Annotated in this window: 21 protein-coding genes; 3 read left to right on the top strand and 18 right to left on the bottom strand. The window is 63.3% G+C overall.

What is annotated here, in order from left to right; genetic code table 11:
* Nucleotides 1-63: 63 nt before the first annotated feature.
* From D460_RS0107110 to D460_RS0107150, 9 genes are all read right to left on the bottom strand, one after another.
* Entirely contained in the window at nt 64-1,326 is a 1,263-nt protein-coding gene (locus D460_RS0107110) for an amidohydrolase family protein (protein ID WP_018897836.1), read from the bottom strand.
* A complete protein-coding gene (locus tag D460_RS0107115) occupies nt 1,323-2,900 on the bottom strand; it encodes a gamma-glutamyltransferase family protein (RefSeq protein ID WP_018897837.1) in 1,578 nt (525 codons plus the stop codon). The genes D460_RS0107110 and D460_RS0107115 overlap by 4 nt, the downstream gene beginning before the upstream one ends.
* Complete coding sequence (locus D460_RS0107120; protein ID WP_018897838.1) at nt 2,900-4,093, bottom strand: amidohydrolase family protein; 1,194 nt, start codon at nt 4,091-4,093, stop codon at nt 2,900-2,902. Before D460_RS0107120 ends, D460_RS0107115 begins: the two co-directional genes overlap by 1 nt.
* Before the next feature lie 94 nt (nt 4,094-4,187).
* Nucleotides 4,188-5,288, bottom strand: a complete 1,101-nt coding sequence (locus D460_RS0107125) for a BMP family ABC transporter substrate-binding protein (protein ID WP_018897839.1) — start codon at nt 5,286-5,288, stop codon at nt 4,188-4,190.
* A gap of 46 nt (nt 5,289-5,334) precedes the next feature.
* Nucleotides 5,335-6,255, bottom strand: coding sequence for an ABC transporter permease (locus D460_RS0107130; RefSeq protein WP_018897840.1), 921 nt, complete (start codon nt 6,253-6,255; stop codon nt 5,335-5,337).
* The gene (locus D460_RS0107135) at nt 6,255-7,331 is read right to left on the bottom strand and encodes an ABC transporter permease (protein WP_018897841.1); all 1,077 of its coding nucleotides are present in this window, start codon (nt 7,329-7,331) and stop codon (nt 6,255-6,257) included. Before D460_RS0107135 ends, D460_RS0107130 begins: the two co-directional genes overlap by 1 nt.
* A complete protein-coding gene (locus D460_RS0107140) occupies nt 7,321-8,892 on the bottom strand; it encodes an ABC transporter ATP-binding protein (RefSeq protein WP_037110915.1) in 1,572 nt (523 codons plus the stop codon). The genes D460_RS0107135 and D460_RS0107140 overlap by 11 nt, the downstream gene beginning before the upstream one ends.
* 223 nt (nt 8,893-9,115) lie before the next feature.
* The gene (locus D460_RS0107145; protein ID WP_018897843.1) at nt 9,116-9,814 is read right to left on the bottom strand and encodes a GntR family transcriptional regulator; all 699 of its coding nucleotides are present in this window, start codon (nt 9,812-9,814) and stop codon (nt 9,116-9,118) included.
* Nucleotides 9,815-10,050: 236 nt separating this feature from the next.
* Nucleotides 10,051-10,731: a GntR family transcriptional regulator gene (locus tag D460_RS0107150; protein ID WP_026282882.1), complete on the bottom strand. Its 681-nt coding sequence runs from the start codon at nt 10,729-10,731 to the stop codon at nt 10,051-10,053.
* Between the two features lie 207 nt (nt 10,732-10,938).
* Here D460_RS0107150 and D460_RS0107155 point away from each other — a divergent pair, with 207 nt between their 5' ends.
* The 3 genes from D460_RS0107155 to D460_RS0107165 all read left to right on the top strand — a co-directional run bounded on the left by D460_RS0107155 (nt 10,939) and on the right by D460_RS0107165 (nt 14,697).
* Nucleotides 10,939-11,928 (top strand): 4-hydroxythreonine-4-phosphate dehydrogenase PdxA, encoded by a 990-nt coding sequence (locus D460_RS0107155; protein ID WP_051110777.1) that lies wholly within the window; start codon nt 10,939-10,941, stop codon nt 11,926-11,928.
* Between the two features lie 107 nt (nt 11,929-12,035).
* Nucleotides 12,036-12,974 (top strand): sugar phosphate isomerase/epimerase family protein, encoded by a 939-nt coding sequence (locus D460_RS0107160; protein WP_018897846.1) that lies wholly within the window; start codon nt 12,036-12,038, stop codon nt 12,972-12,974.
* Nucleotides 12,975-12,984: 10 nt separating this feature from the next.
* Nucleotides 12,985-14,697 carry a dihydroxyacetone kinase family protein gene (locus tag D460_RS0107165; RefSeq protein ID WP_018897847.1) on the top strand — a complete coding sequence of 571 codons (1,713 nt, stop codon included), beginning with the start codon at nt 12,985-12,987 and terminating at the stop codon, nt 14,695-14,697.
* 65 nt (nt 14,698-14,762) lie between these two features.
* Here D460_RS0107165 and D460_RS0107170 read toward each other — a convergent pair whose 3' ends face one another.
* The 9 genes from D460_RS0107170 to D460_RS0107210 all read right to left on the bottom strand — a co-directional run bounded on the left by D460_RS0107170 (nt 14,763) and on the right by D460_RS0107210 (nt 23,747).
* On the bottom strand, nt 14,763-15,149 hold the full coding sequence (locus tag D460_RS0107170) for a transcriptional regulator (protein WP_018897848.1): 387 nt from the start codon (nt 15,147-15,149) through the stop codon (nt 14,763-14,765).
* Nucleotides 15,150-15,159: 10 nt separating this feature from the next.
* Nucleotides 15,160-15,462: a type II toxin-antitoxin system HigB family toxin gene (locus D460_RS0107175; protein WP_018897849.1), complete on the bottom strand. Its 303-nt coding sequence runs from the start codon at nt 15,460-15,462 to the stop codon at nt 15,160-15,162.
* A gap of 85 nt (nt 15,463-15,547) precedes the next feature.
* Nucleotides 15,548-16,276, bottom strand: coding sequence for a sulfite exporter TauE/SafE family protein (locus D460_RS0107180; RefSeq protein WP_018897850.1), 729 nt, complete (start codon nt 16,274-16,276; stop codon nt 15,548-15,550).
* Between the two features lie 9 nt (nt 16,277-16,285).
* Nucleotides 16,286-17,668 carry a flagellar protein FlgA gene (locus D460_RS0107185; RefSeq protein ID WP_018897851.1) on the bottom strand — a complete coding sequence of 461 codons (1,383 nt, stop codon included), beginning with the start codon at nt 17,666-17,668 and terminating at the stop codon, nt 16,286-16,288.
* A gap of 55 nt (nt 17,669-17,723) precedes the next feature.
* Entirely contained in the window at nt 17,724-19,238 is a 1,515-nt protein-coding gene (locus tag D460_RS0107190; RefSeq protein WP_018897852.1) for a tripartite tricarboxylate transporter permease, read from the bottom strand.
* Between the two features lie 19 nt (nt 19,239-19,257).
* Nucleotides 19,258-19,746 (bottom strand): tripartite tricarboxylate transporter TctB family protein, encoded by a 489-nt coding sequence (locus D460_RS0107195; protein WP_018897853.1) that lies wholly within the window; start codon nt 19,744-19,746, stop codon nt 19,258-19,260.
* A gap of 72 nt (nt 19,747-19,818) precedes the next feature.
* The gene (locus tag D460_RS0107200; RefSeq protein ID WP_026282883.1) at nt 19,819-20,808 is read right to left on the bottom strand and encodes a tripartite tricarboxylate transporter substrate-binding protein; all 990 of its coding nucleotides are present in this window, start codon (nt 20,806-20,808) and stop codon (nt 19,819-19,821) included.
* Between the two features lie 65 nt (nt 20,809-20,873).
* Entirely contained in the window at nt 20,874-21,899 is a 1,026-nt protein-coding gene (locus D460_RS0107205) for a 4-hydroxythreonine-4-phosphate dehydrogenase PdxA (RefSeq protein WP_018897855.1), read from the bottom strand.
* Between the two features lie 264 nt (nt 21,900-22,163).
* Entirely contained in the window at nt 22,164-23,747 is a 1,584-nt protein-coding gene (locus D460_RS0107210; protein ID WP_018897856.1) for a Na+/H+ antiporter, read from the bottom strand.
* Nucleotides 23,748-23,880 lie beyond the last annotated feature (133 nt).

The following is a 23,880-nucleotide window of genomic DNA, read 5'->3' on the forward strand; positions in this document are numbered from 1 at the left end:
GGCAAGCCGCGGCTCGTTGACCTGTACGTTCTGCAGGCGCGGGTCCCTTCTGGCTCAGTCCTTTCACTCAACAGACTGCCGGCTCGACCTGTAAATATGCGGGTCGCCATTGTGGAAACTCGGACGCCCGCTTTTCCAGCCCGCGACAACGCGGCCGATTTCGCGCACGGCGGCTCGTGGCCCGACTGCGTCGATGAGGATGATCGTCGCCTCCTTGCCTACGGTGAGGCCATGCGGCACTCCGAGTTGGCGGGCGGCGAAGCGTGCGACCATGTCGAATACGCCGGATATCTCAGCGTCGCGTGAGAGTTGCGCGACGTTGGCATACAGATTGGCCATCCGGATCAGCGAGGCGTCTCCGTAGGGCGTGAACGGGTTGAGGACGTTGTTGGTAGCGATTGAGGCGACAACACCGTGTGCCGCGAGGATATGGGCGGGGGCGACGCCGCGCGGCACCAGATGGTCCTGCCCGCGACCGTTCAAGAATAGATCGGTGGCCGGCAGGACGGTGAGCGCGATCCCTGCTTCCGAGAGGTTCTTTGCGATCTCGATTACCGATGCCTCCGGCAATGCCGAGAGATTGGTGACATGGCCGATCGAAACGCGGCCCTGCCAGCCGTGGCGTTTCGTAGCCGCGATGACGGCGGGCAGGTCGGTCTTGTTGGGGTCGAGGCTGAAGTCGAGGTGGAAATCGACGGCGACGTCGTGTTTCATTGCTAGTTCGAAGATCCTGGTGATGTGGGCTTCAGGATCGGGGTCGGTGTAGGGGCAGCCGCCGATGAGATCGGCGCCCTCGGCGAGCGCTGCGTCGAGCATGGCCAAGGTTTCGGGCTCGCTCGTGAGGCCGTCCTGCGCGAAGGCGCAGATCTCGATGTCGATCGCGAAGGCGTAATCCGCCCTGATGCGCTTGATCGCCTGGAAGGAACGGAAACCGGCGCGCGGGTCGATCTCGACGAAGGTCCGCATCCGCACCGTGCCGTGCGCGATTGCCTTCTCGACGACGCGGGCGGCTCGCTCGTAAACGTCGTCCACCGTAAAGCCGGACTTGGCGCGTGCCGTCTCGCGCACCGCCTCGGCGAGCGTTCCCTCGCAGATCGAGCAGCGATCAAGGATGCAGGCCTTGTCGAGATGCACATGCGTATCGACGAAACCGCCGAACGCGAAGTTGCCTTTTCCATCGAAGTTCGAGACGGCATCGCAGCGGAAGTTAGACTCGATCGCGGCGATCAGCCCATCGCGCACCGCGATATCGACGAGGGCACCGTCTTCCTCGATACGGACATTGCGGATGATGAGGTCGAAGAGATGATCGGACATGCTGCTCATAGGCCGATGGCTCCGCCATCGCTGCGAGGGTCGTGGGCTGCTTCCATTCGTCCGTTTTCGTGGATGCGGATGATGCCTGCCTGGCCGCCGAGTGGGCTGAGAGCAGAGATGGTCGCGACTTCGTGGCCCATGGCGCTGAGTGCCGCGAGCGTGTCGGCGCCGATATCCTCCTCGAGTTTCAGGTTGTCGCGGCTATCGGAAAAGGTGCGGCCGAGCAGGAAGCGCGGCCTGGACAATGCGGCCAGCGGATCAAGTCCATGGTCGATCAGCAGGCTGAGCAGCAGCGTCAGCGTCTGCGGCTGGCCATCCGCACCCTGCGTCCCGTAGACCAGATGCGGACGTCCGCCCTTGAGCGCGAGACCGGGGTTCAGCGTGTAGAAGGGTCGTTTGCCGGGTTGGATACAGTTCGGGCTTGCAGGGTCGGTGGTGAAGGCAGCGCCTCTGTTCTGCCAGAGAATGCCGGTGTCGCCGGCAACCACCCCGCTCCCCCAATCGAAATAGATGCTTTGCAGCAGGCAGGCGGCGCGGCCTTCGGCATCGACCGCGGCGAGAAGCGCGGTGTCGCCCTGCCTGTAGGGCACGGGCCAGGCGGCGGCGCGGCTGGGGTCGATCGCCGCAGCCTTTGCGGCGAAGCGCGCAGGATCGAGAAGCATTTTCGTGGCGTCGCTCCCGAATTCGGGATCCGCGATCAGATGACGGTCGACAAAGGCCTGCTTCACGGATTCTACTAGCGCATGGTAATAGGCAGCGCTGTCGGGCGCCTTGTCCTTCGGCGCCAGCTGGGCGAGCACGGCCATGATGCCCAGCGTCGTTACGCCCTGGGTCGGCGGGGGCGGTGCCAGCAGAACGGTGTCGCCATAGGCGAGCCGCACAGGCTCCACCATGCGGGTTCGCGTCGCCGCGAGATCGGCGGCTGTCAACGGTGAGCCTGCGGCGGCAAGACCCTGCGCTATCCGGTCTGCCAGTTCGCCCTCGTAGAATTCCCTGGCGCCATTCGCGGCGATGGCCTTGAGGGTTTGTGCCAAAGCCGGCTGGCGCTGGGTGCCGTCGCGCTGAAAGAGGTCGCGAAAGCCCGGCCATGTCCCGGATTCGTCTGCACGAAAATCGTGCCAGAATGTCTGCGACGGGCTGACGGCAAAGCCTTCTTCGGCGAGCGTTATGGCGTCGTCGAGCAGCGTGGCTAGCCGTTCGGAACCGCCCCAGTTCGCGACGGAATGATCGAGCACCTTCTCCCAGCTATCGACCAGGCAGGCGGTGGTCAGCGTCGAAGCCGGTCCGCGCGGCGGGATCGGGCCGTCGATCTCGGCATTCGCGGCCGCCTTGCCGATACCGAGGAAGGTGCGTGCGTCGCCATCCCGGTCGCAGACCATCCAGACGGCATCACCGCCGAGACCACAGAAATGCGGATAGGTGACGGAGAGCGCGGCGCCCGCGGCGACCAGCGCCTCGATCGCATTTCCGCCGCGCGCCAGCACCTTGGCGCCGGCCTCGCTCGCCGCCCAATGCGGTGTCGTCACCATGCCGTCGCGCGATTGCGCGACGGCTGTTGCGGTCTGCCGGCTCCGGTAGTTCATCAGCGGACCACGGCTCCGTTCTCTGCAACCAATCGGCCTTCCTTGAAGACACGCCGGGGCTTCGGAATGGCGACGACGGCTTCCGGGATATGCTCGGCCGCAAGCGTCACGAAATCGGCCTTGGCGCCGATGGCGATGCCGTAGCCTTCGAGATTAAGCGCCTTGGCGCCGCCTGTAGTCACCACGTCAAAGGCGGCCGCGAGTTCCGTATCCGTGTAGAAGCCGGAGCGGTAGGCGATGATCTCAGCGCGGCGCAGCATGTCGCCATCGCCGAAGGGCCACCAGGAATCCCGGATATTGTCGTTGCCGGAGAAGACCGTGACGCCTGCCGCGCGCAGCAGCGCCACCGGCGGGAAGTTGTGGTTGCCCGGTGCGTTGGTCATGATCGCGACACCACTCTTGGCAATGAGAGCAGCGATCTTCTTGATGGCATCCGGTCCGAGATCGCCGAGGCCATAGGCGTGGCTGACGGCGACATGGCCCTGCATGCCGAGTGCGACCGTTCGGGCGCAGATTTCCTCGATGGTCATCGCGCCCATCGTGCCGGCGTCGTGGAGATGGATATCGACATCGACGCCGCGCTTTTCGGCAATGCCGAAGACCACGTCGAGATGCCCTTTGATGTCACGGTCGAAGGAGAGCGGATCAAGCCCGCCGACAAGATCGGCGCCCATGCCGATCGCCTCGTCCATCAGCTCTGGCGTGCCGGGGCTTTTCAGAATGCCGCTCTGCGGAAACGCAACGAGCTGGATGTCGATGATGTCCTTGTAGGCCTCGCGAACGGCAAGGATCGTCTCCAGCGATTTCAGCCCGACCGAGCCGTCGACCATCACATGGCTGCGCATCTGCAGCGCACCGTTTGCGATACAGAGATCGAGCTGCTTGCGGGCGCGCTCGTCCATCGGCGCGGCACTTGCCATGTTCTCGGCCTGGAAGGCCACGCGCTCATGCACGTCGAAGCCGTTCGTGCAGGCTTTGTGCGGGATCCACTTGTCGCCATAGAAGCTGGTGTCGAGATGGATGTGCCCCTCGACGAAACTCGGGACCAGAAGCGCGCCGGCAATGTCGACGGTCGTGGTGGCGGCCGTGCGCGTGCCAGCCTTGTTGATTGCCGCGATGCGGCCGTCCGAAACGAGGATGTCGTTGAGCGTGCCATCGGCCAGCTTGGCGTTTGTGAACAGTGTTTCGGTCACCGGGGTCTCCCTTGATGTCTTTGTTCTATCGTCATTTGCGATGCTCCTCCCCAACCAGGGGAGGAGCGATGTCGTGCAATCGGCGCGGCGCCGATCAGTTCTGCGGCAAGGTGCCCTGCACGCCTTCGATCAGCCAGGTCATGCCCTTGATGTCGGCATCTGCGAGTTCCTGGCCCTTGGCGACCTTCACGTCACCCTTCTGATCCTTGATCTCGCCGGCAAAGGGCTTCAGCTTGCCGCTGATGATCGCGGCCTCGGCAGCCTTCATTTCGGCGGCGACCGATTCCGGCAGTTCCGGACTGCTCGTCGTCATCTTGACGTAACCGCCCGGCCCGAGGCCCAGCCAGCGGCTTTCCGGCTTCCAGTCGCCTGCCATGACGGCCTTGGCGGCGTTGATATGGGCGGCACTCCAGTCCAACTCGAAGGATACGAGCTGCTTCTTCTTTACATAGGCGGAGAAATCGCCGGTCGAGCCGATCGACCAGACGCCCTTCTCTTCGGCGGCCAATCCCTGCACCGGCGTGTTGGGGCTGCCGGAGATGACGTCGGCGCCCTGTGCGATCAGTGCCGCGACGGCATCCTTTTCCTTGCCGGGATCAACCCAGGCGTTGGCCCAGACAACCTTCAGCGTCACATCTGGGTTGACCGAGCGGGCGCCGAGCAGGAAGGCGTTCAGGCTATAGATGACCTGCGGCACCGGGAAGGCGCCGACCCAGCCGAGAACGTTGGTCTTGGTCGTACGGCCGGCGGCGATGCCGGTGAGGTAGGTGCCCTCGTAGTGGCGGGCCTCGAAGACGCCGAGATTGTTGCCTGCCTCGATGCCGGCGCAGCATTCGAAATGCGACTTGGGCAGCATCGGCGCCAGCTTCTTCAGCGAGGCGTATTGTGAGAAGGTGGTGCCGAAGATCAGCTTGTTGCCCTGTGCAGAAAGCTGGCGGAACAGGCGCTCGCAATCCTGCACTTGGGCGATGTTTTCGAGCACCGTTACCTTCACCTTATCGCCGAATTCCTTTTCGAGCGATTTCCAGGCGTTGGCCTGGAAATATTCCCAGCCGGTATCGGAGATGGCGCCCATATGGATGACGCCGACCTTGAGGGGCTCTTCGGCGGCGAAAAGAGGTCTTGCGCCCGCGCCGATCGCAAGCGCGCCGGCGGCGCTGGTTCTCAGGAAGTCGCGTCTGGAAAATGTGGTCATTTCGGTTCCCTCTGTTGATGTTTGATCTGGTTGATGGACGGCTGTTTCAGCCCTCGGCGGCGAATGGCTTGCCGAGGGAAGCGGGGACGTTGAGGCGCATCAGTGCGGCGTTGCGCGAGATCAGCACCAGCACGACGATGGTGACGAGATAGGGAAGGGCGGACATGAGCTCGGACGGCAGGCCTATGCCGGCGCTCTGGGCAAAAAGCTGCGCGATTGTCGCACCGCCGAACAAATAGGCGCCGAGGAAGCAGCGTCCCGCTCGCCAAGTGGAAAAAACCACCAGTGCCACGGCGATCCAGCCGCGCCCGGCGATCAGTCCCTCGGTCCACAGCGAGGTGTAAACGATCGAGACATAGGCGCCCGCGATGCCGGCGCTGGCGCCGCCGAACAGCGTGGCGAGATAGCGGATGAAGTTGACCGGATAGCCGAGCGCATGCGCGGATGTGGGAGATTCACCGACGGCGCGCAGGATAAGCCCGCTGCGGCTGCGGTTCAGGAAATACCAGACGCCGGCGAAGAAGACCCAGGACAGCCACGTCAGTGGATGAAGCTGGCCGAGAACCATGCCCAGCAACGGGATTTTCGCGGCAAGCCTTGATGCCGCCGAAGGCTCGATCACGATCGCCATACCGATATAGGGTTTGCCGATGAACGAGGCGAGGCTGGTGCCGAAGATCGTCAATGCCAGCCCGACCGCGATCTGGTTGGCGCGGAAGCCGACGGCTAGCACCGCGAACATCAGGGCGAGCAGCATGGCGGCCAGCATGGCCGCGAAGACGGCAAGCCACAGGCTGCCCGTCGCCATCATCACGATGAAGGCGATCACCGCGCCGATCACCATCATGCCCTCGACGCCCATGTTCAGCACGCCTGAGCGTTCGGCAACGAGTTCGCCGAGTGCTGCGTAGATCAGGGGCGTGCCGGCAACGAGCGTGGCCACGAGTATGGGAAGGATCTGGTCCATCAGGCGGCGGCTCCCTGCCGGTTGGAGGACTGGAAGCGGATGCGGTATTGAATGAAGACATCCGTCGTCAGCAGGAAGAAGAGGAGTGTGCTCTGCAGAAGGCCGGTGATCGAGGACGGCATGCCAAGCGACATCTGCGCGACATCGCCCGAGAGGTAGAGCAGCGCCATCAGGAGGCCGGAGAGCAGGATGCCGACGGGGTGCAGACGCCCGAGAAAGGCGACGATGATCGCCGCGTAGCCATAGCCGGGCGATGCGGTGGGGAAAATCTGTGCAAGCGGTCCGGCGATCTCGCCGACGCCGGCGATGCCGGCCGCCGCACCGCTTGCCAGTATGCCGATCCAGACCGCGCGGCTGACGCCGAAGCCGGCATAGCGCGCGGCACCTTCGGAGAGGCCAGTGACCTTTAGCTGGAAGCCGGCGAAGCTGCGGTTCATGAACAGCCAGCCCGCGACAACCGCGCCCAGCGCGAAGAGCACGCTGACATTGGCGCGGGTATCCTCGATCAGGATCGGGAATAGGGCATCCGGCGCCAGCGGCTCCGACTGCGGGAAATTGAACCCGGCCGGGTCACGCCAGAGGCCGAAGATCAGCCAGGACAGCCAGAGTGCCGCGACGTAATTGAGCATCAGGCTCACCAGGATTTCGCTGGCATTGAACTTGATGCGCAACAGCGCCGGGATGGCTGCCCAGAAGACGCCGCCAGCGGCGCCGGCGATCACCATCAAGGGCAGAACCCACCAGCCACCAGTCGGCCCAAACTTCAGCGCGACATAACCGGCGAAGATGACGCCCACGGTCAGCTGTCCTTCCGCGCCGACGTTCCAGATGCCGGCGCGAAAGCCGATCGCGAGCCCGACGCCGATCAGCACCAGGGGCGCGGCCTTGATCAGGAGTTCGCCGAGACCGTAGAGATCGGCAAGTGGCGCGGTCAGGAAGGTGATCAGCGCCTCCAGCGGGTTCTGGCCTGCGAGCGCGAAGAGCACCATGGCAACGATCGACGTCAGCGCGATCGCGATGACCGGCGACATCAGGATCATGATGCGCGAGGGATTGGGGCGCGGTTCAAAGCGCATGGGCAAGCTCCTTGCTGGCGCGTTCATCTGGCTCGTCAGCGGTACTTTGGCCGGACATGGCAATGCCGATCGCATCTCGGTTCGCCTCGGCAATCGGTATGGCCGCCGTCAGCCGGCCGCCGGCGATGACGGCGATCCGGTCGGAGATTTCGAAGAGCTCGTCGAGTTCTTCGGAGATAACTACGATCGCCGCACCCCGATCGCGCAGGTCGAGCAGCGCCTGGCGGATGACCAGTGCCGCGCCGACGTCCACGCCCCAGGTCGGTTGCGAGACGATCAGTACGCCCGGCTCCTGCAGGATCTCGCGGCCGATGATGAACTTCTGAAGGTTGCCGCCCGACAGGCTGCCGGCCCGCGCCTGTGCGCCGGGTGTCCTGACGTCGAAGGCCTGGATGCAGCGCTCGGCATAGGCCTTGACGCGATCGAAGCGGATGAGGCCGGCGCGAACGGCGCCGTTGCGATTGGCGGTGAGCAGGACATTCTCCAGGAGCGGCAGCGAAGGAACCGAGCCCTGCTTCAGCCGATCCTCGGGCACGGAGCAGAGGCCAAGCCGCCGCCGGCCGGCAGGATCGCGATGGCCCGCCGGCTTGCCGTCGATGGTGATCGTATCGGCGTTCGAGAGCGGCGTTTCGCCCGAGAGTGCTGCCAGTAACTCCTGCTGGCCGTTGCCCGAGACGCCGGCGATGCCGAGGATTTCGCCGCCGCGCACCGCAAAGCTGATGTCGCCAAGCGCCGTTCCGAACGGGTCCTGGGTGGGGAGCGTCAGACCGGAAACGCTGAGGCGTGTCTTGCCGGCCGACGTGTCGCTGCGATGGCGAAAGCTCGGGAGATCGGCGCCGATCATCATGCGGGCCATCGAGGCCGGGCTTTCCTGCCTCGGATCGCACATGCCGGTCACCCGGCCGCCGCGCAGGATCGTCGCGGTGTGGCAGAGATCCCGGATCTCGTTCAGCTTGTGGCTGATATAGAGAATGCTGCATCCCTCGGCCGCGATCTGCCGCAGCGTTACGAAGAGCGTTTCGACCGCCTGCGGCGTCAGCACCGAGGTTGGCTCGTCGAGAATGAGCAGGCGCGGATTTTGCAAAAGCGCGCGGATGATCTCGACCCGCTGCCGTTCGCCGACCGACATCGTATAGATGTGCCGCTCCGGCTCGACCGGCAGGCCATAACGCGCGGCGACTTCGGCGATCCTTTTCGACAGCGGTTCGATCGGCGGCCGGCCGGGCAGCGCCAGCGCGATGTTCTCCGCCACCGACAGCGTGTCGAACAGCGCGAAATGCTGGAACACCATGCCGATGCCGAGCTTCTGCGCATCGGCGGGCGAGGCGATCGACACCTCGCGTCCATCCCACAGGAGTTCGCCGGAATCCGGGCGCACCATGCCGTGGATGATCTTCATCAGCGTCGACTTGCCAGCGCCGTTCTCGCCGACGACGGCGTGGATCTCGCCCGGACGGACGCAAAGGTCTATCCCGTCATTGGCGACCACGGCCGGATAGGCCTTGCGGATGCCTCGCAACTCAAGGCGGTGTTCGGTATGTGGCGATATCGTATGTGGCATGATGACAATCTTGGCTACATGATCTCTGTAATCACGTATGCAAAATTGATGCCATTCCGTATCGATCGCCGCGTCAAACGCTGCGAAAAAGCCCTATAGGTATGGATTCATTGAGATAAAACACGCGCGGTGCCGGATGTTACGCAAAAGCGAGCAAAATCGTGAGCGGTTTTCCGTCTACATAAAATGCAAAATCATGTATACGTGATTGAAAAAGCGGCAATCAGCCCGCGGTGCGAGCGGAGAAGCGGGAGAGGATCGAGCCGAGATCAGGCTCGGCGGCAGGCTCGTCCTCGAACAGCGCACGGCTTTCCACAGACGACAGATGATCGTCCATCAAGCGCTCGGCAGCGGCGATATCGCCCTTCTTGAGGGCAACGATGAGCCCGGAGTGCTCGCTGATGGCGCATTCGCTCGAATGCGGGCGGCTGTACATGGCGAGGATCAGCGAGCAGCGCGACACCAGTTCGGAGAGATAGCGCTCCAGAAGCGTATTGCCGGCAAGGTCTGCAAGTTTCAAATGAAACTCACCGGCAAGCCGCGTCGAAAGTCGGACGTCACCCTTGGCATGGGCCGCTTCCTCTTCCTGCACGTGCTCGCGCAGGCTCTTCTCGATAGCCGGGCTCCAGCGCTTGGCCACGGCCTTCATGACTTCGCGCTCCAGCGCACGGCGCACGGCGAATGCATCGCGTGCTTCTTCAAGGCTTGGTTGCGCCACCGTGGCGGTGCGCTTGTGATAAGTATCGACAAGACCCTGCGCCTGCAATTTGGCCAGCACGGCGCGCACCAGGGTGCGGCTCATGGAAAAGTGCCGGCCGATCTCATCCTCCGGCAGCTTGGTGCCGGCTTTGATCGCCTGCTCGATGATGGCTTGTCTAAGGGTGCGATGGGCGATGTCGACCCGGTCGGAATTCGATGACATGGGACTTCAATGAATGTTTCGATGACGTATACGCTATATCGTCATCACGCGTACAACAAGTCCAGCTTACTCGCCGGGAAGAGCTCTCAGCCAGATCCGCTGAAGGCGGCCCAATGCCTTTCTTGCCCGCTCGCGAACGAATGGCGATGGACCGATTGAATGGCACGACCGCAGCAGCCTTGGAGGGCGCCGGCTTCCTTGATGGCACGCCGCGCAGCGCAACATGAGCCCACGGCCTAGATGGAGTCCTTCACCCGCTCCCAGGCCTTCAGCAGGTGGCGACCGAGAACCTCGGAGAGCGCCCTGCCATCCCGCGCTTCGAGCGCCGTGATCATTTCCTCATGCTCGGCGACCGCGGCCGCCCATTTCTCCGGCCCTTCATGGCCGATGAAGCGGATGCGCTTCAGGCGGGACTGTAAAAGCGCCTGCATGCTGGCGAGCGCCTCGTTGTGCGTGAGTTGGCTGATCTCGGTGTGGATGGCCTGGTTCAGCTTGTAGTAGCTGAGCCTGTCCTTGGCCTTGTAGCAGCGCAGCATCTCGTCGTGGATGCGGCGGACGCGAGCGATCTCCTCGTCGGTTGCCGTCACGCAAGCGAGGTTGCCGGCGAGTTCCTCAAGGCTCTTCAGCACGATGATCATGTCGTGCACGTCCTTGCCGGTGAACCGCTTGACGACGGCGCCGCGGCTCGGAACGAGCTCAACCAAGCCTTCGCTCGCCAGATACTTGATCGCTTCGCGCAGTGGCGTGCGGGAGACGCCGAGCTGTTCGCCGAGCTGGCTTTCGTGCATCCGCGAGCCCGGCGCGAGTTCGCCTTCGATGATCATATCCCGCAACCGGCCGACCAATGTGTCGTGCAGAGCGGTGCGCTGAATGCGCCCGCTATGCGATGCGGGCAGGTCGGACAATACATCACTCATTCGAAAGCCGGGTCTTTCTGCTGCGGGGCCATTAGATTCTAGGGTTACACCAGATCGCTTTCAGTTCAAATAAAAAATGCTGCATACAAAATGCAAAAGACTTGTTCTTGAAATCCGGATGGCCTACAAGGTGCCCATCTTGGTAGGAGAACAGAAATCGTGGATATCAGCGCGCATAGAGACGACCGGCCCGTCATCGCCCTTGCGATGGGCGATCCCGCCGGCATCAGCCCCGAACTGACCGCAAGCCTTCTCGCTCTTGGTGACATCAAGGCGAAAGCGCATATCATCGTCATCGGCGACCGTCGCATTCTCGACAAGGGCGCCAAGGAGGCCGGCGTCACGCTTGATCTCGCCTCCGCATCGCTCGAGGATGCCGCCGCCGCCGACCGTTCCCGTCACGTTTTCGTCGATCTCGCGCATCTTGCGCCAGAAGAGGTGACGCGCGGCGAGGCGACGCTTGCCGGCGGCACCTTCGCCACCCGCAATTTCCGGGCAGCACTCGAATTCGCGCATGCAGGCAAGGCGGATGCGGTCTGCTTCACGCCGTTCAACAAGAAGGCGATGCGCTACGCCTATCCCGGCTATGACGATGAGATCCGCTTCGTCTCCGACGTCCTGTCGTTCAAGGGCAAGGTCCGCGAATTCAACGTTCTGGAGAAGGTCTGGAACGCGCGCGTCAGTTCGCATATCCCGCTGAAGGACGTCGCCGCCCATCTCTCGGTGGAGGGCATTCTCTCCGAACTGGAACTGACGCTAGCCTGCCTGAAGGCATCCGGTATCGCGTCGCCCAAGGTCGCCGTCGCCGGTCTCAACCCGCATGCGGGTGATGGTGGCAGCTTCGGCATGGAAGAGATCGACATCATCGAGCCTGCGGTCGCAGCAGCCAAGGATCGCGGCTTCGACGTCGAAGGTCCGTTCCCGGCTGACACCGTGTTCCTGCGGGCGCTGAAGGAAGGCTATAACGCGGTGCTGACCATGTATCATGACCAGGGCCAGATCGCGATGAAGCTGATGGGCTTCGACAAGGGCGTGACGATGATGGGCGGTCTGCCGTTCCCGCTCTGCACCCCCGCGCATGGCACGGCCTACGATATCGCCGGCAAGGGCATCGCCGATGTCGGCGCCAGCCGCGAGGCCATTCTGCTCGCCGCGCGCATGGCGGCGCAGAAGCGCCAGGCTGCCAAGGCAGCCTGATCAAGCAGGTCGAAATGACCACATGATTTTGCAGCCAGCGAGAGTGTCGCCGGCTGTATCGGGCCCGCAAGAGGATGCGGGCTTTCTGATGAAAAGGGAGGATCGCAATGACCGGCGCAACCCGCAAATGGACGCGTGACAACTGGCCGATCGCAGCGGCCATGATCCAGTATCCGAACATGCTGGCCGATGGCCGCTCGGTGCAGGATCAGAGCGCGGAGGAGTGGTCGCGGACTGTCGGCGAAGTCGCTGATGCCGGCTTTACCGAAATCGACCCGACAGACAGTTGGTTGCGCGTCGCCGATCTTTCGGCCGGGCGCCGCCGCGAGTTTTTGGATGTCGTCGGCTCGCACGGCATGACCATCCCGGCCATTTCCACCTCGCGACGCAGCGTCATCGACGTCAGCAGCGGCGACGAATACCTGGCCTACAGCCACCGCGTCATCGATACGGTCGCCGAAATCGGCGCCGCCAGCGTGTCCTTCGGCTTCTTCGAGCCGCTCACCGACATACAGAAGAAGGCGCTCTGGTTCTGGACTGAACAGGGTGCGAAAAACCCCGACGACCCCGCCATATGGAAGAAGGCCGTCGCCCGCATCGCAGAGCTGGGCCGCCATGCGGCAGAGGTCGGGGTCGAGGTCTCGCTCGAAATGTACGAGGACACCTATCTCGGCACCGCGGATAGCTCCGTGCGCTTCGTCGAGGAGGTCGGGCTCCACAATGTCGGCATCAATGCCGATCTCGGCAATCTCATTCGCCTCCACCGTCCGGTCGAACATTGGCTGCAGATGATGACCAAGGTTGCGCCCTACGCCAAATACTGGCACGTCAAGAACTACATGCGCATGGAGGACGAGCATGCCGGCCTGATCGCCACCCATCCGGTGCCGCTCGAATCCGGGCTGATCAATTACCGGACGGCGATCAAGCTGGCGCTCGAGCATGGCTTTGCCAGCGCCTTCCTTTGTGAGCATTACGGCGGCGACGGTCTTTCCGTCAGCGCCACCAATCGTGATTATCTCCGGCGTATCCTGCCGCGTAACTGAGGACCGTTTCATGACGACGATCTTTGATGCTCCCGAAGAATTTGCAGCAACCGCGCTTGCCGGCTTCTGCCGGATCTATCCGAACCATGTGCGCCTGGTCACCAACGGCGTCGTGCGCGCCACCACCGTGCCGAAGGGCAAGGTCTCGGTCGTGGTCGGCGGCGGTTCGGGCCACTATCCGGCATTCGCCGGCTATGTCGGTCCCGGCCTGGCCGACGCCGCCGTTGCCGGTGACGTCTTCGCCTCGCCGTCGACGGCGGCGGTCGCGCGGGTCTGCCGCCACGCCCACCACGGCGGGGGCATCATTCTCGGTTTCGGCAATTATGCGGGCGACGTCCTGAACTTCGGCGTTGCTGCCGAGCGCCTGCGCGCCGAGGGCATCGACGTGCGCATCATCGCGGTCACCGACGACGTCGCGAGCGCGCCGGCTGCTTCTCACGCCATACGTCGCGGCATTGCCGGTGACCTGGTGGTCTTCAAGATCGCCGGTGCCGCCGCTGAAGCAGGTTTGTCGCTGGATGAAGTGGAACGCGTCGCGCGGCTTGCCAACGACCGAACGGTCTCCTTCGGCGTCGCCTTTGCCGGCTGCACGCTGCCGGGCGCCAAGGAGCCGCTTTTTACCGTGCCGAAGGGTCGCATGGCGCTTGGCCTCGGCATCCATGGCGAGCCCGGGATCAGCGAACAGGACATCGCCAGCGCTACGGATCTCGCCGCGCTTCTGGCCGACAAGCTGCTCGCCGAAAAGCCGGCCGACTGCACCCGCGTCGCCGCCGTGCTGAACGGCCTCGGCTCGACCAAATATGAAGAGCTCTTCGTCCTGTGGACTGCGGTCGAAAAGAAGTTGACGACCGCTGGCCTCGAACTCGTTCAGCCGGAAGCCGGCGAATACGTCACCAGTCTCGACATGCAGGGTTGCTCTCTGACTTTGACCTGGCTGACCGACGAATTGGAGCGTTACTGGACAGCACCCTGCGACGCGCCGGCCTTCCGCAAGGGCCGCACCGTTGCCGCCGATCTCCGCACCGACGCGATCACGGATGAGGAAACAGCGCCCAACATTCCGGCTGCCACCGAAATCTCCCGTCGCACCGCTACCTGCATCCGCGACCTCTTCTCCGAGATCGCCGCGCTTCTGAAGGACCAGGAGGCTGAACTCGGCCGCATCGACGCGGTCGCCGGCGACGGCGATCACGGGCAGGGAATGCGGCGTGGCGCCGAAGCTGCGGCTAAGGCGATGGCGGCGGCCGTGGACGCCGGTGCCGGCGCGCAGACCACGCTGGCGCTCGGTGGCGATGCCTGGGCCGACCGCGCAGGCGGCACCTCCGGCGCTATCTGGGGCTTGCTTCTGCGCTCCTGGAGCAACGCCTTCAACGACAGCGAAGCGCCCGACGACAAGGCCATCACCGAAGGCGCGCAACTGGCGCTTGACGGCGTCACCCGCCTCGGCCGCGCCCGCGTCGGCGACAAGACGCTGGTCGATGCGCTGGTACCCTTCGTCGAAACGCTGAAGACGGAAGCAGCGAAGGGCAAGCCGCTCGCCGAAGCCTGGACATCAGCCGCCAACGCCGCGGACACCGCCGCAAATGCGACGTCGTCGCTTACGCCCCGCCTCGGCCGCGCCCGCCCGCTCGCCGAAAAGAGCATCGGTCACCCCGACGCCGGCGCCGTCTCGCTGGCGATGGTGGCGCGGCTGGTGGCCGGATTTATCGGCAGAGGTCGGTGAACTGGGGCTGCGAACGCGGTGAATGCGCCGCGTTCCAACAGCGTTTCCAGACTGGTGCGAAGCCGTCACGCCCTCCGGCGCTGCGGAGGTTCAAGCTCGTAGGGTAGGACCAGGCAGTCTGCCGGGATACCCCACTCCTTGTGCAGCTTATGCACCATGTCGATGGTGAGATATCGTCGCCGGTTCAGGATCTCCGATGCGCGTGAGGCGGAGCCGATCAAAGCGGCGAGGTCCGCCTGTTTTCGGCCGGTCATGTCCATATGCGTCTTGATGACGTCGATAGGGTGGGCGGCTTCTATCGGAAAATGCTCATCCTCGTAGCGATCCACCAGCGTGATCAGGATATCCAACTTGTCGCCGTCGGGCGTGCCGCTTTCGGCGCCCCACAGGGCTTCGATCGCGCGCAAGGCCTTCGCATGGTCGTCGGCAGTTCGGATCGGTTGAATGTCCACGCTACGCTCCTCAATATTGGCACACGGTCAGGGCGTCACAGGCATCATATTCGGCGTGCGTGCCGATAAACTTGATGAAAGCAACCTGACGGTTGAAGTCGAAGGCGACGATAAGACGATAGTTTCCGCCCTGGATTTCGAACCTGATCCGCTCCGCGTTGAGCCCCTTGGATTTCGAGAACACCGACGTGACATCCTGGATCGATCGCCATGAGGCGGATTTTGCCAAGCGCTCCCAATGCTCCAGCGAAGGCCTCGCCTGAGGGTGTTCGATTGCGAAATCGACAAGGACCTTTCGAGAGATAATTCGCATCCAGCCTCATTTCCCATATTGGGAAAATAGACGCTTGATGGGGCAAGGTCAACAAAATTCCCATTGCGGGAAATCGACAAATTTCCTACCCAAACAATCCCACACCCGTCAGCCACAGGCCCGACACCAGCGTGATGACATCCATCATGATCCGGAAGGTCTTCTCCGACATGCTGATGACGTAGCGCTTGGCAAAGAAGGTTCCGGCCATCAGCGACGAGCCGATGATCAGGCCGCTGATCAGAAGATCGCCGGTCAATACGCCGGTTTCGCGGAAGGTCAGGACCTTGGCGGCCTGCACGAAGATCGATGATGCCGCTTCGGTGGAGAGGAAGGCGCCGCGGGTCAGGCCGAAGGCGAGGAAGGCCGGGATGCTGAGCGGGCCGGTCGACAGGAACAGGCCGGTCAGGAAGCCGACGATCGCGCCGGCGACCGCAAGGCCCACAAGCCCGATTGTCAGCTCCTGCTTCTTGAGAAAACGCCGCAGCGGCACCAGCGCCATGATGAAGAGGCCGAGCAACGTGCCGCTGATCTCGGCCGGCAGGTTGACGAGGCTGATGGCGCCGAGCGAAGCCGCCGGAATGCCGGGTGTCGCGTAGGCGAGCACGGCCTTCCAGTCGACCTCCCGGTGCCAGGCCATGACGCGCGCCGTATTAGCCATAAGGCCGGCGATCGCCATGACCGGGATGGCGCGGCTCGGATCGAACATCGGTACCAGGACCGGCAGAAGAATGAGGCTGGCGCCCGTTCCGATGATGCCGCTAAGGCCACCGGCGACGAAGCCGATGGCGCAGACGATGAGATAGGAGATCACGAGACTTTCCTAGAAGAAGGCCTTGTCCTGTAGTCGTCGCAGGGTGAGCAGCTCAGAGGCCTCGTCGAACTCTACGTCGCCGCACAGGATCGGCTGACCCGCCTTGACCGCGTTTTTGAGTTTGCGGTTGGCAGCCAGATAAAACGGCACCGGCGTGTCGTCGCCAAGCTTTCCTGCCGGCACCATGCGGGCCGAGACATTGACGATCGAGTGATGGTGACCGCTGGCGGTCAGTACCGTGCCGGCGGCGATATCGGCATCGGCATGGGCGACGAGATCGATGACAGGCTTCGGTTCCAGAGCGCCGCTCGAAACGCCCTTCAGGCCCACTTCGAGAATGCTGGTCGCCGCTTCGACGCCGAGCAGATGGCGGGGGATGTAAAGCATGGCGACGTCGCCCTTGCGGCTGACGACATGACCCTTTTCCGCAAGCATCGCCCAGGTCTCGGCATCGTCGCAGCGGATGGTGACGAAGACGCCGCCGGCAAAGCTCACTTCGCCTGGAAGCCTGAGGCAATGAAAGACGTCGAGGCTACGCGGCGTATCGAGCAGCCCGCCGCTGGCGGCAGGCGAGAAGAAGTCGGCGACTTCGCTGATGCGGGCGATCGGCGCATGCAGTTCCGCGCGGTCGACGGTGAAGCCGTTGGCATTGGCGACCAGCGTCATTTCGCAGAGGTCAGGCACGGCCCGCTGCGGGAAGCTCTCAGCGATCGCGCCGCGCTTGGCGGCGATTTCGGCGAGGTCGGATGTCGCGGTCTCTATCAACACGCCGAAACCCGAGGCGGCGGCGGTGTGGCCGTTCGATGTCAGGGTCTCTTTTTCGGAATCGAACACGAAGTCGTATTCGCTAGCCTTGCCGGCCGCGACGATGTCGAGCCCCAGCACTTCGGCCCAGGTAATCAGCCCCATCAGCAGGCTCGGCTGGTCACCGTCGACAGGCGTGACGATCACGTTGTTTTCGCGTGCGCGCCGCGACAGGCCGGGGCCGACCACGCTGTCGACCTCCTTCGACACGAGCGCCACATGCTTGCCCGCGTCAATCGCCAGGCGGCAATGTCGGGCGCCGGCTTCTGGGTGACCGGTCGCTTCGACTACGACGGAAACCGGAAGGTCAAGCACGACGGCGATATCGCCGGCGGCAATGAAGGTGCCGTTGTCCCACGCGGCCTTCGCCTCGTCGGCCGTGGTGCAGATGGCGATCCGGGTAGGGTCGATGCCGAGGCTGCCGAGGACCGCGGCCGCGGTCTCCGCCTTTAGGTCGACCGCGACGCGGGTGCTGATCAGCGGCGTCTTCAGGCTCTGGGCGAGAAAGCTGCGGCCGAAGCCGCCGGTGCCGACGATGCAGCATTCCACAGGCTCGGTCTGCGTGCCGAAGTAGCTATGGTAGTTCATGAATTCCCCTCGAATGCCCTTGGGCTTATCGGCGGCGGAAGCGATGGACCCTGCCTCAGGCCGCCGAGTCCACCTTTCCGTGCTGCTTGAAATAGGAGACCAGCTTGGACAACTGCGGCACGATGAGCAGGCCGAGCGCCACCACCATGATCCCGCCGACAAGATAGTTGGAGAAGAACACGCTGAGCGAGCCGTCGGAGACGATCATCGACTGGTGGAAGGATTCTTCCGCCTTGTCGCCGAGCACCATGGCGAGCACGAGCGGTGCCAGCGGAAACTCCAGCTTGTTGAAGATAAAGCCGATGAGCCCGAAGATCAGCACCAGCCACAGATCGAAGGTCGAGTTCGCGACCGTATAGCCGCCGACGAAGCAGATGGCGATGATCATCGGTCCGATAATGGTGAAGGGAATACGCAGCAGGGCGGCGAACATCGGCACGGTGAGGAGCACGAGGATCACGCCAACGATGTTCGACACATACATGCTGGCGATCAGGCCCCAGACGAAGTCCGGCTTGGTGGCAAACAGCATCGGTCCGGGTGTCAGGCCCCAGATCATCAGGCCGCCCATCATGACGGCTGCCGTTGCCGAACTCGGGACGCCCAGCGCGAGCATCGGCAGCATGGCGCAGGTGCCGGCGGAGTGGTCGGCCGTCTCCGGTGCGATGATGCCTTCCGGACGGCCGGTGCCGAACTTGGCGCCGGGCTTCGACCATTGCCGGGCAAGGCCATAGCTCATGAAGGATGCCGCCGTCGGACCGCCGGGCGTGATGCCCATCCAGATGCCGACCAGCGCCGAGCGGATCACCGTCGCATAGTAACGCGGCATTTCGCAGATTGTCCGAAAGACGTCGCGTGGGTCTATGCGGGATGAGACGCCACGAAAATGCAGGCCGTCCTGCACGGTCGCGAGCAGCTCCCCGATACCAAACAAGCCGATGACAACGACGAGGAAGCTGATGCCGCTGATGAGTTCGTCGAAGCCGAAGGTCAGGCGCAGCGATCCGGTGATGGTGTCCATGCCGACGGTCGACAGCAGAAGGCCGATGCCGAGCGATACGACCGTCTTCAGCGGCGAGGCGCTGCCCATGCCGATGAAGGCGCAGAAGGCGAGGAAGTAGACGGCGAAATATTCAGGCGCGCCGAACTTCAGCGCGAAATTGGCGGCCCAGGACGACAGAAGCGTGATGACGAGAACGCCCACCAACGCGCCGATGCCGGCCGACACGAAAGCGAAGGTCAGCGCCCTTGTCGATTGCCCTGTGCGGGCCAGCGGATAGCCGTCGAACGTCGTTGCCACGGAACTCGGTTCACCGGGGATGTTGAAGAGGATCGACGTCGTGGAGCCGCCGAAGAGCGCGCCCCAGTACATCGATGCCAGTAGGATGATGGCCGAAACAGGATCCATCGAGAATGTCAGCGGGATCAGCAGCGATACACCGTTCGGCGCGCCAAGGCCCGGCAGGACGCCGACGACGAGGCCGAGCAGGACGCCGACCACCATCAGCATGATATGAGTGGGGCTCAGCGCAATGCTGAAGCCATGCATGAGCAGTTCAAAATTGGCCATCGGAATGCGTCGCCTTCCCTTAGTAGATGCCGAGCATGTCTTCGATCGGCCCCTTGTGCAGCGGCACCTGGAAGGCGGTCTCGAAAACCAGATAGAGAGCGACCGAAAAAGCGATGCCGATGAGCAGCGCGACATACGGCTTGTACTTGCCCTGTCGCCAGGCGACGTAGAACAGGTAGAGTGCGGTTGCGACATAGAAGCCGAGGAAGATGGTCACCACGACATAGATCGCCATCGGCACGAAGAAGGAGAGGAGCCGCATCGTCTGCTCGGATTCGAGGAATGTTTCCCTTTGTTCCGAGCTTTTGGCCTTGAGCAATGCCTGGATGATGCAGCCGATGCTGGCCGCGATCACGATCAGGCCGACATAGAAGGGGAAGTAGCCGGGTTTCGGGCCTGAATCCCCCCAGCTTACGCCGAGTTCCAGGGCGCCCGTGGCGCCGAGCACGCCGACGATCGCCAGGCAGCCGGCGGTTATAATCTCCATATGGAGGCGCTTGATATGCATGATCGCTTTCCTTCGTCGAAGGGTCCGGCAGAGTTTGCCGGACCCGTTGGCGCTTGACGCTTGCGGGCGCGATTACTGAACCAGCCAGCCTTCTTCCTTGAAGACCTTCACGGCATTCGTCTCGCTGCTGGAAATGAAGCTCTTCAGCTTGGCCGGGTCGAGATAGTCGCCGGTCTGCGAGGTCTTTTTGATGTACTCGGCCCATTCCGGGGTTTCGCTGACCTTTTTCATGACATCGGCGTAGTAGGCGACGGCATCGGCGGGCGTCCCGGCGGCGGCCCAGACCGTGCGCGGCATCTTGTAGCTTTCGATCGGAAGGCCTTGCGAGACGCAGGTCGGGATGTCGCCCCAGCCCTTGCCGTCGTGAACCGGCTCGCCCTTGGCCATCGGATTCGGCGAGAAGACGCAGAGCGGCTTGACGACGCCGGCCTGCCACTGGCCGAGGTTTTCGTTCGGGTTGTTGACGTTGGCAGCGACATGGCCGCCGGCCAGCTGTACGCCGACTTCACCACCGCCGTTGAACGGCAGATACTTGAACTTGGCGCCGGTTGCCTGCTTGATCAGCGCGACCAGAGTTTCGTCCGTATCCTTGGACTGGCTACCCGCGAAGGCAATCGTGCCCGGTGCCGCCTTGCCGGCGTCGATCAGTTCCTTCGGCGTCTTGTACTCGGAATCCGATTTAACCCAGATCAGGAATTCGTCGAAGGCGAGCGCCGAGACCGGCTCCAAATCCTTCATCGAATAGGCCATCTTGGCGACATGCGGCAGCAGATAGGCGTTGTTAGTGCCAAAGTAGAGCTTGTTGGCGTCGCCTTCGTTCTTCTTCGCGTAAAGAAACGCCTCGGCGCCGCTGCCGCCACCCTTGTTGAGGATGACCATCGGCTTGCTCATCAGATTGTGCTTGGTGATGATCGACTGGATGGTGCGGGCGAAGTTGTCGGTGCCGCCACCGGCGCCCGATGCCACCACGAATTCGACCGGACGCGTCGGCTCGAAGGCCAATGCCGGACCGGCAGCCACGACCGTGGCGGCAAGAACCATACCTAAAGATAGTTTTTTCATCCTGTTCCTCCTTTGAGATGAAAGCCGGCGCGGCCTCCGCACGCCGGTATGCACGTGAAAACTTGCTAGGCGGCGGGCTTTGCCCTCCCGGCCATGCGCGCGGCAAGCAGCACTGCCTCGCGGCTGGCGCCGATATCGGCGAGGCCCTTGCCGGCGATATCGTAGGCGGTGCCGTGCGCGGGGGTGCAAAGCGGGAACGGCAGGCCGCCGATCATCGTCACGCCCTTGTCGAAGCCCATCAGCTTCATGGCGATCTGGCCCTGGTCGTGATACATGGTCAGCACCGCGTTGTAGCCTTCCTTGACGGCACGCAAGAAGACGGTGTCGGCGGGGAAGGGGCCTTCGACATTGAAGCCCTGCGTTTTGGCCCGCGCGACCGCGGGCTCGATCACCTCGATCTCCTCCATGCCGAAACTGCCGCCGTCGCCCGCATGCGGGTTCAGCCCGGCGATAGCGATACGCGCATCGGCGTGTCCGGCCTCCTTCAGGCAGCGGCTGGTCAACTCCAGTTCGGCGATGATGGCTTCTACGGAGATCGCATCGGACACTTCCTTGAGCGGGATGTGCGAGGTGACGCGGGCGTTCCAAATCTTTTCCAGAACGTTGAATTCGCGCAGCTTTCCGGAAAACCCGAGTACATCGCAGACGAAGCGGATTTCGTCGTCATAGCCGGGATAGGCGTAGCGCATCGCCTTCTTGTTGAAGGGCGTGAAGCAGACGGCGGAGACGTGTCCGGCGCGCGCGAACTGCAGCGCATGACGGAAGTTGGCCGTGGCGAACTGTCCACCGGCAAGCGTTGCCTCGCCGATCGCGACCTCTGAAGGGTCGAGATGGCCAAGATCGATGAAGACGTGACCGTGATCATTCAGCCGGCCGATCTGATCGGCTGTAACGGTCGGGATCTGCAGCGCAAGGCCGGCATCGGCGGCGCCTTTGTCGAATATGCGGCGATCGCCGATGACGATCAGCTGGACAGCTGCGGCAATCTCGTCGAGTGCCACCAGCTTCGCCGTCAGTTCAGGGCTGATGCCTGCGGGATCGCCCATGGCGAGAGCGATGACTGCACGCGTCTGACCTGTGCTTGAATTCATGATTGTCCTCCATCCTCCCGACCGTCATACGCCATCCAAATCCCCACTTCAAGTCTTTTGAATGCTGTATACAAAATTCTGAGCGCGCGAAATTCGCCGTCCCGCGCAATGTCTATTGCGTGCGGTACGGTGTTTTCGGGGGATGAGGAATTTGCTCAGGCCGCCGACCCGGCAGCATTCATCGCGACTAAGCCTGCGGCGCTGGTGCCCGGCGCGACGACGCCGCCAGCTTTCGGACTCAAACAGTCGCCACGGGAGTTTGGATCAAGCCTTGGCGGAAATCGCGCTCAGTTCTTCGAGATCGAGATCCCGTTCCAGTTCGCGCAACGTCTCATCATCGATCTGTCCCGATCGATGAAGGCGTATAAGCTCGGTTCGTCCGACGGCTACAGCTTGGAGAACGACGTCGAAATGCGCATGAAGCATCGGCGTGTAATCCTCGGTGCGCTCCGCGTAGTCGACGATGGCCGTCGCGCGATGCTCGTAGCGCTTCAGCAACTGAGGATGGATCAACGTGCCGTCGGCATCGTAGGCGAGAGTACTCACCTTCGCGAACTGAACCTGGGCCATCGCGGCCTCCGCCTGGCTCATCGTCATCGGCGGACGCTCGCTCTCGCTTGCACCCAAGCCAGCCCAGGAGATCACGGCTCCAAGGGTCGTCCCCTGCATGAGAACCGTTCCCATGATCACCGCAAACGACATGACGAGAATGAAGTCCCGCCCGGGAAAGCCTGCAGGCAAGCTCAAGGCGAGCGCCAGCGTGACCACGCCGCGCACGCCCGCCCAGCCTAGAACGGTCGCGGCGCCGGCGCCCATCGGCGAAGATCGCGCAAGTCCCGTTTTATGGGCGAGGCCGATCGCAAGATCGGAGGCGAAGACCCAAAAGAAGCGGGCGGCGACAAGGGCGGCGAGGATTGCGAGCGCCGGAAGCGCCATCGTCCCCATCATCGCGCCGAACCCGCCGCCCCGCTCGACGACATCGCGAAGCGACAGGCCGATGAGGATGAAGACCATCGCCTCCATAAGAAAGACAAGCACCGTCCAGAACGAGGTGCCACGCATGCGCGTCGCCGCCGACATCACCGTATGCTGGTGCCAGGAGGCGATCAGACCAGCGGTGACGGTCGAGATGACGCCGGATACATGGAGCTGTTCGCCGAGCAGATAGGCGACCCAGCAGAGTAGCGTCGTCGCCGCAATCATCAGGTAGTCGTCGCGTAGCCGGCGGACGAACTTCACCCAAGCGTAGCCGATCACTGCTCCAACGGCCGCGCCTCCGAGGGCGAGAAGGACAAAGGTGCCCACGGCGCCCGACGCGCTGAATGTGCCCGTCGTCGCGGCGGCGACCGCGAAGCGGAAGAGCACCAGCCCGCTCGCATCATTGAGCAGGCTCTCGCCTTCCAGAAGGATTTGAAGGCGCCGGGGCAAGTTGACCCGTTCGAGAATGGCGCGGGCCGACACAGCGTCCGGCGGCGAGACGATGGCGCCAAGTGCTGCGCAAGCGGCCCACGGCAATGATGGCATGAGAATATGGGCAACGAGGGCGACGATGACGGTCGTGAAGAACACGGCCCCGACCGCGAGCGAGGCGATGCCGAACATGTGGCGCTTAAGACGGTCCACCGCGATCGACCACGCGCCGTCGAACAGAAGCGGTGGAAGGAAAGTGACGAGCACGAGCTCGGGATCGACGGTGATCGTCGGCAGCCCAGGCATGAAGGCAAGCGCTGCACCACCCGTCAGCAGCGCCACGGACGGCGGGAGCCCGAGACGATGGGCGAGATAGTGAAGCGCGATGATCGCAAGAAACATCGCGATCACCAGTTCAAAGAGATGGGTGCCGTCCATTTATGTCCCCGCGCCAATGCGGCCTCCATAAAATGACGGCTTCGACGAAAACGCAACAGCGGTTAGAGGCCGGTCGTCCTCTCTCTTTCAAAGGCGCGACGCTTGCGCACGCAATACCATCGCCAAGGTTGCA

The sequence above is a fragment of the Rhizobium sp. 2MFCol3.1 genome (genome assembly GCF_000377565.1).
GTDB lineage: Bacteria > Pseudomonadota > Alphaproteobacteria > Rhizobiales > Rhizobiaceae > Rhizobium.

What these genes read in the sequence shown, in the direction of transcription:
- D460_RS0107110 (WP_018897836.1), bottom strand. Translation starts at nt 1,326, where the DNA reads ATGAGCAGCATGTCCGATCATCTCTTCGACCTCATCATCCGCAATGTC.
- D460_RS0107115 (WP_018897837.1), bottom strand. Translation starts at nt 2,900, where the DNA reads ATGAACTACCGGAGCCGGCAGACCGCAACAGCCGTCGCGCAATCGCGC.
- D460_RS0107125 (WP_018897839.1), bottom strand. Translation starts at nt 5,288, where the DNA reads ATGACCACATTTTCCAGACGCGACTTCCTGAGAACCAGCGCCGCCGGC.
- D460_RS0107130 (WP_018897840.1), bottom strand. Translation starts at nt 6,255, where the DNA reads ATGGACCAGATCCTTCCCATACTCGTGGCCACGCTCGTTGCCGGCACG.
- D460_RS0107135 (WP_018897841.1), bottom strand. Translation starts at nt 7,331, where the DNA reads ATGCGCTTTGAACCGCGCCCCAATCCCTCGCGCATCATGATCCTGATG.
- D460_RS0107140 (WP_037110915.1), bottom strand. Translation starts at nt 8,892, where the DNA reads ATGCCACATACGATATCGCCACATACCGAACACCGCCTTGAGTTGCGA.
- D460_RS0107145 (WP_018897843.1), bottom strand. Translation starts at nt 9,814, where the DNA reads ATGTCATCGAATTCCGACCGGGTCGACATCGCCCATCGCACCCTTAGA.
- D460_RS0107150 (WP_026282882.1), bottom strand. Translation starts at nt 10,731, where the DNA reads ATGAGTGATGTATTGTCCGACCTGCCCGCATCGCATAGCGGGCGCATT.
- D460_RS0107155 (WP_051110777.1), top strand. Translation starts at nt 10,939, where the DNA reads ATGGGCGATCCCGCCGGCATCAGCCCCGAACTGACCGCAAGCCTTCTC.
- D460_RS0107160 (WP_018897846.1), top strand. Translation starts at nt 12,036, where the DNA reads ATGACCGGCGCAACCCGCAAATGGACGCGTGACAACTGGCCGATCGCA.
- D460_RS0107165 (WP_018897847.1), top strand. Translation starts at nt 12,985, where the DNA reads ATGACGACGATCTTTGATGCTCCCGAAGAATTTGCAGCAACCGCGCTT.
- D460_RS0107175 (WP_018897849.1), bottom strand. Translation starts at nt 15,462, where the DNA reads ATGCGAATTATCTCTCGAAAGGTCCTTGTCGATTTCGCAATCGAACAC.
- D460_RS0107185 (WP_018897851.1), bottom strand. Translation starts at nt 17,668, where the DNA reads ATGAACTACCATAGCTACTTCGGCACGCAGACCGAGCCTGTGGAATGC.
- D460_RS0107190 (WP_018897852.1), bottom strand. Translation starts at nt 19,238, where the DNA reads ATGGCCAATTTTGAACTGCTCATGCATGGCTTCAGCATTGCGCTGAGC.
- D460_RS0107195 (WP_018897853.1), bottom strand. Translation starts at nt 19,746, where the DNA reads ATGCATATCAAGCGCCTCCATATGGAGATTATAACCGCCGGCTGCCTG.
- D460_RS0107200 (WP_026282883.1), bottom strand. Translation starts at nt 20,808, where the DNA reads ATGAAAAAACTATCTTTAGGTATGGTTCTTGCCGCCACGGTCGTGGCT.
- D460_RS0107205 (WP_018897855.1), bottom strand. Translation starts at nt 21,899, where the DNA reads ATGAATTCAAGCACAGGTCAGACGCGTGCAGTCATCGCTCTCGCCATG.
- D460_RS0107210 (WP_018897856.1), bottom strand. Translation starts at nt 23,747, where the DNA reads ATGGACGGCACCCATCTCTTTGAACTGGTGATCGCGATGTTTCTTGCG.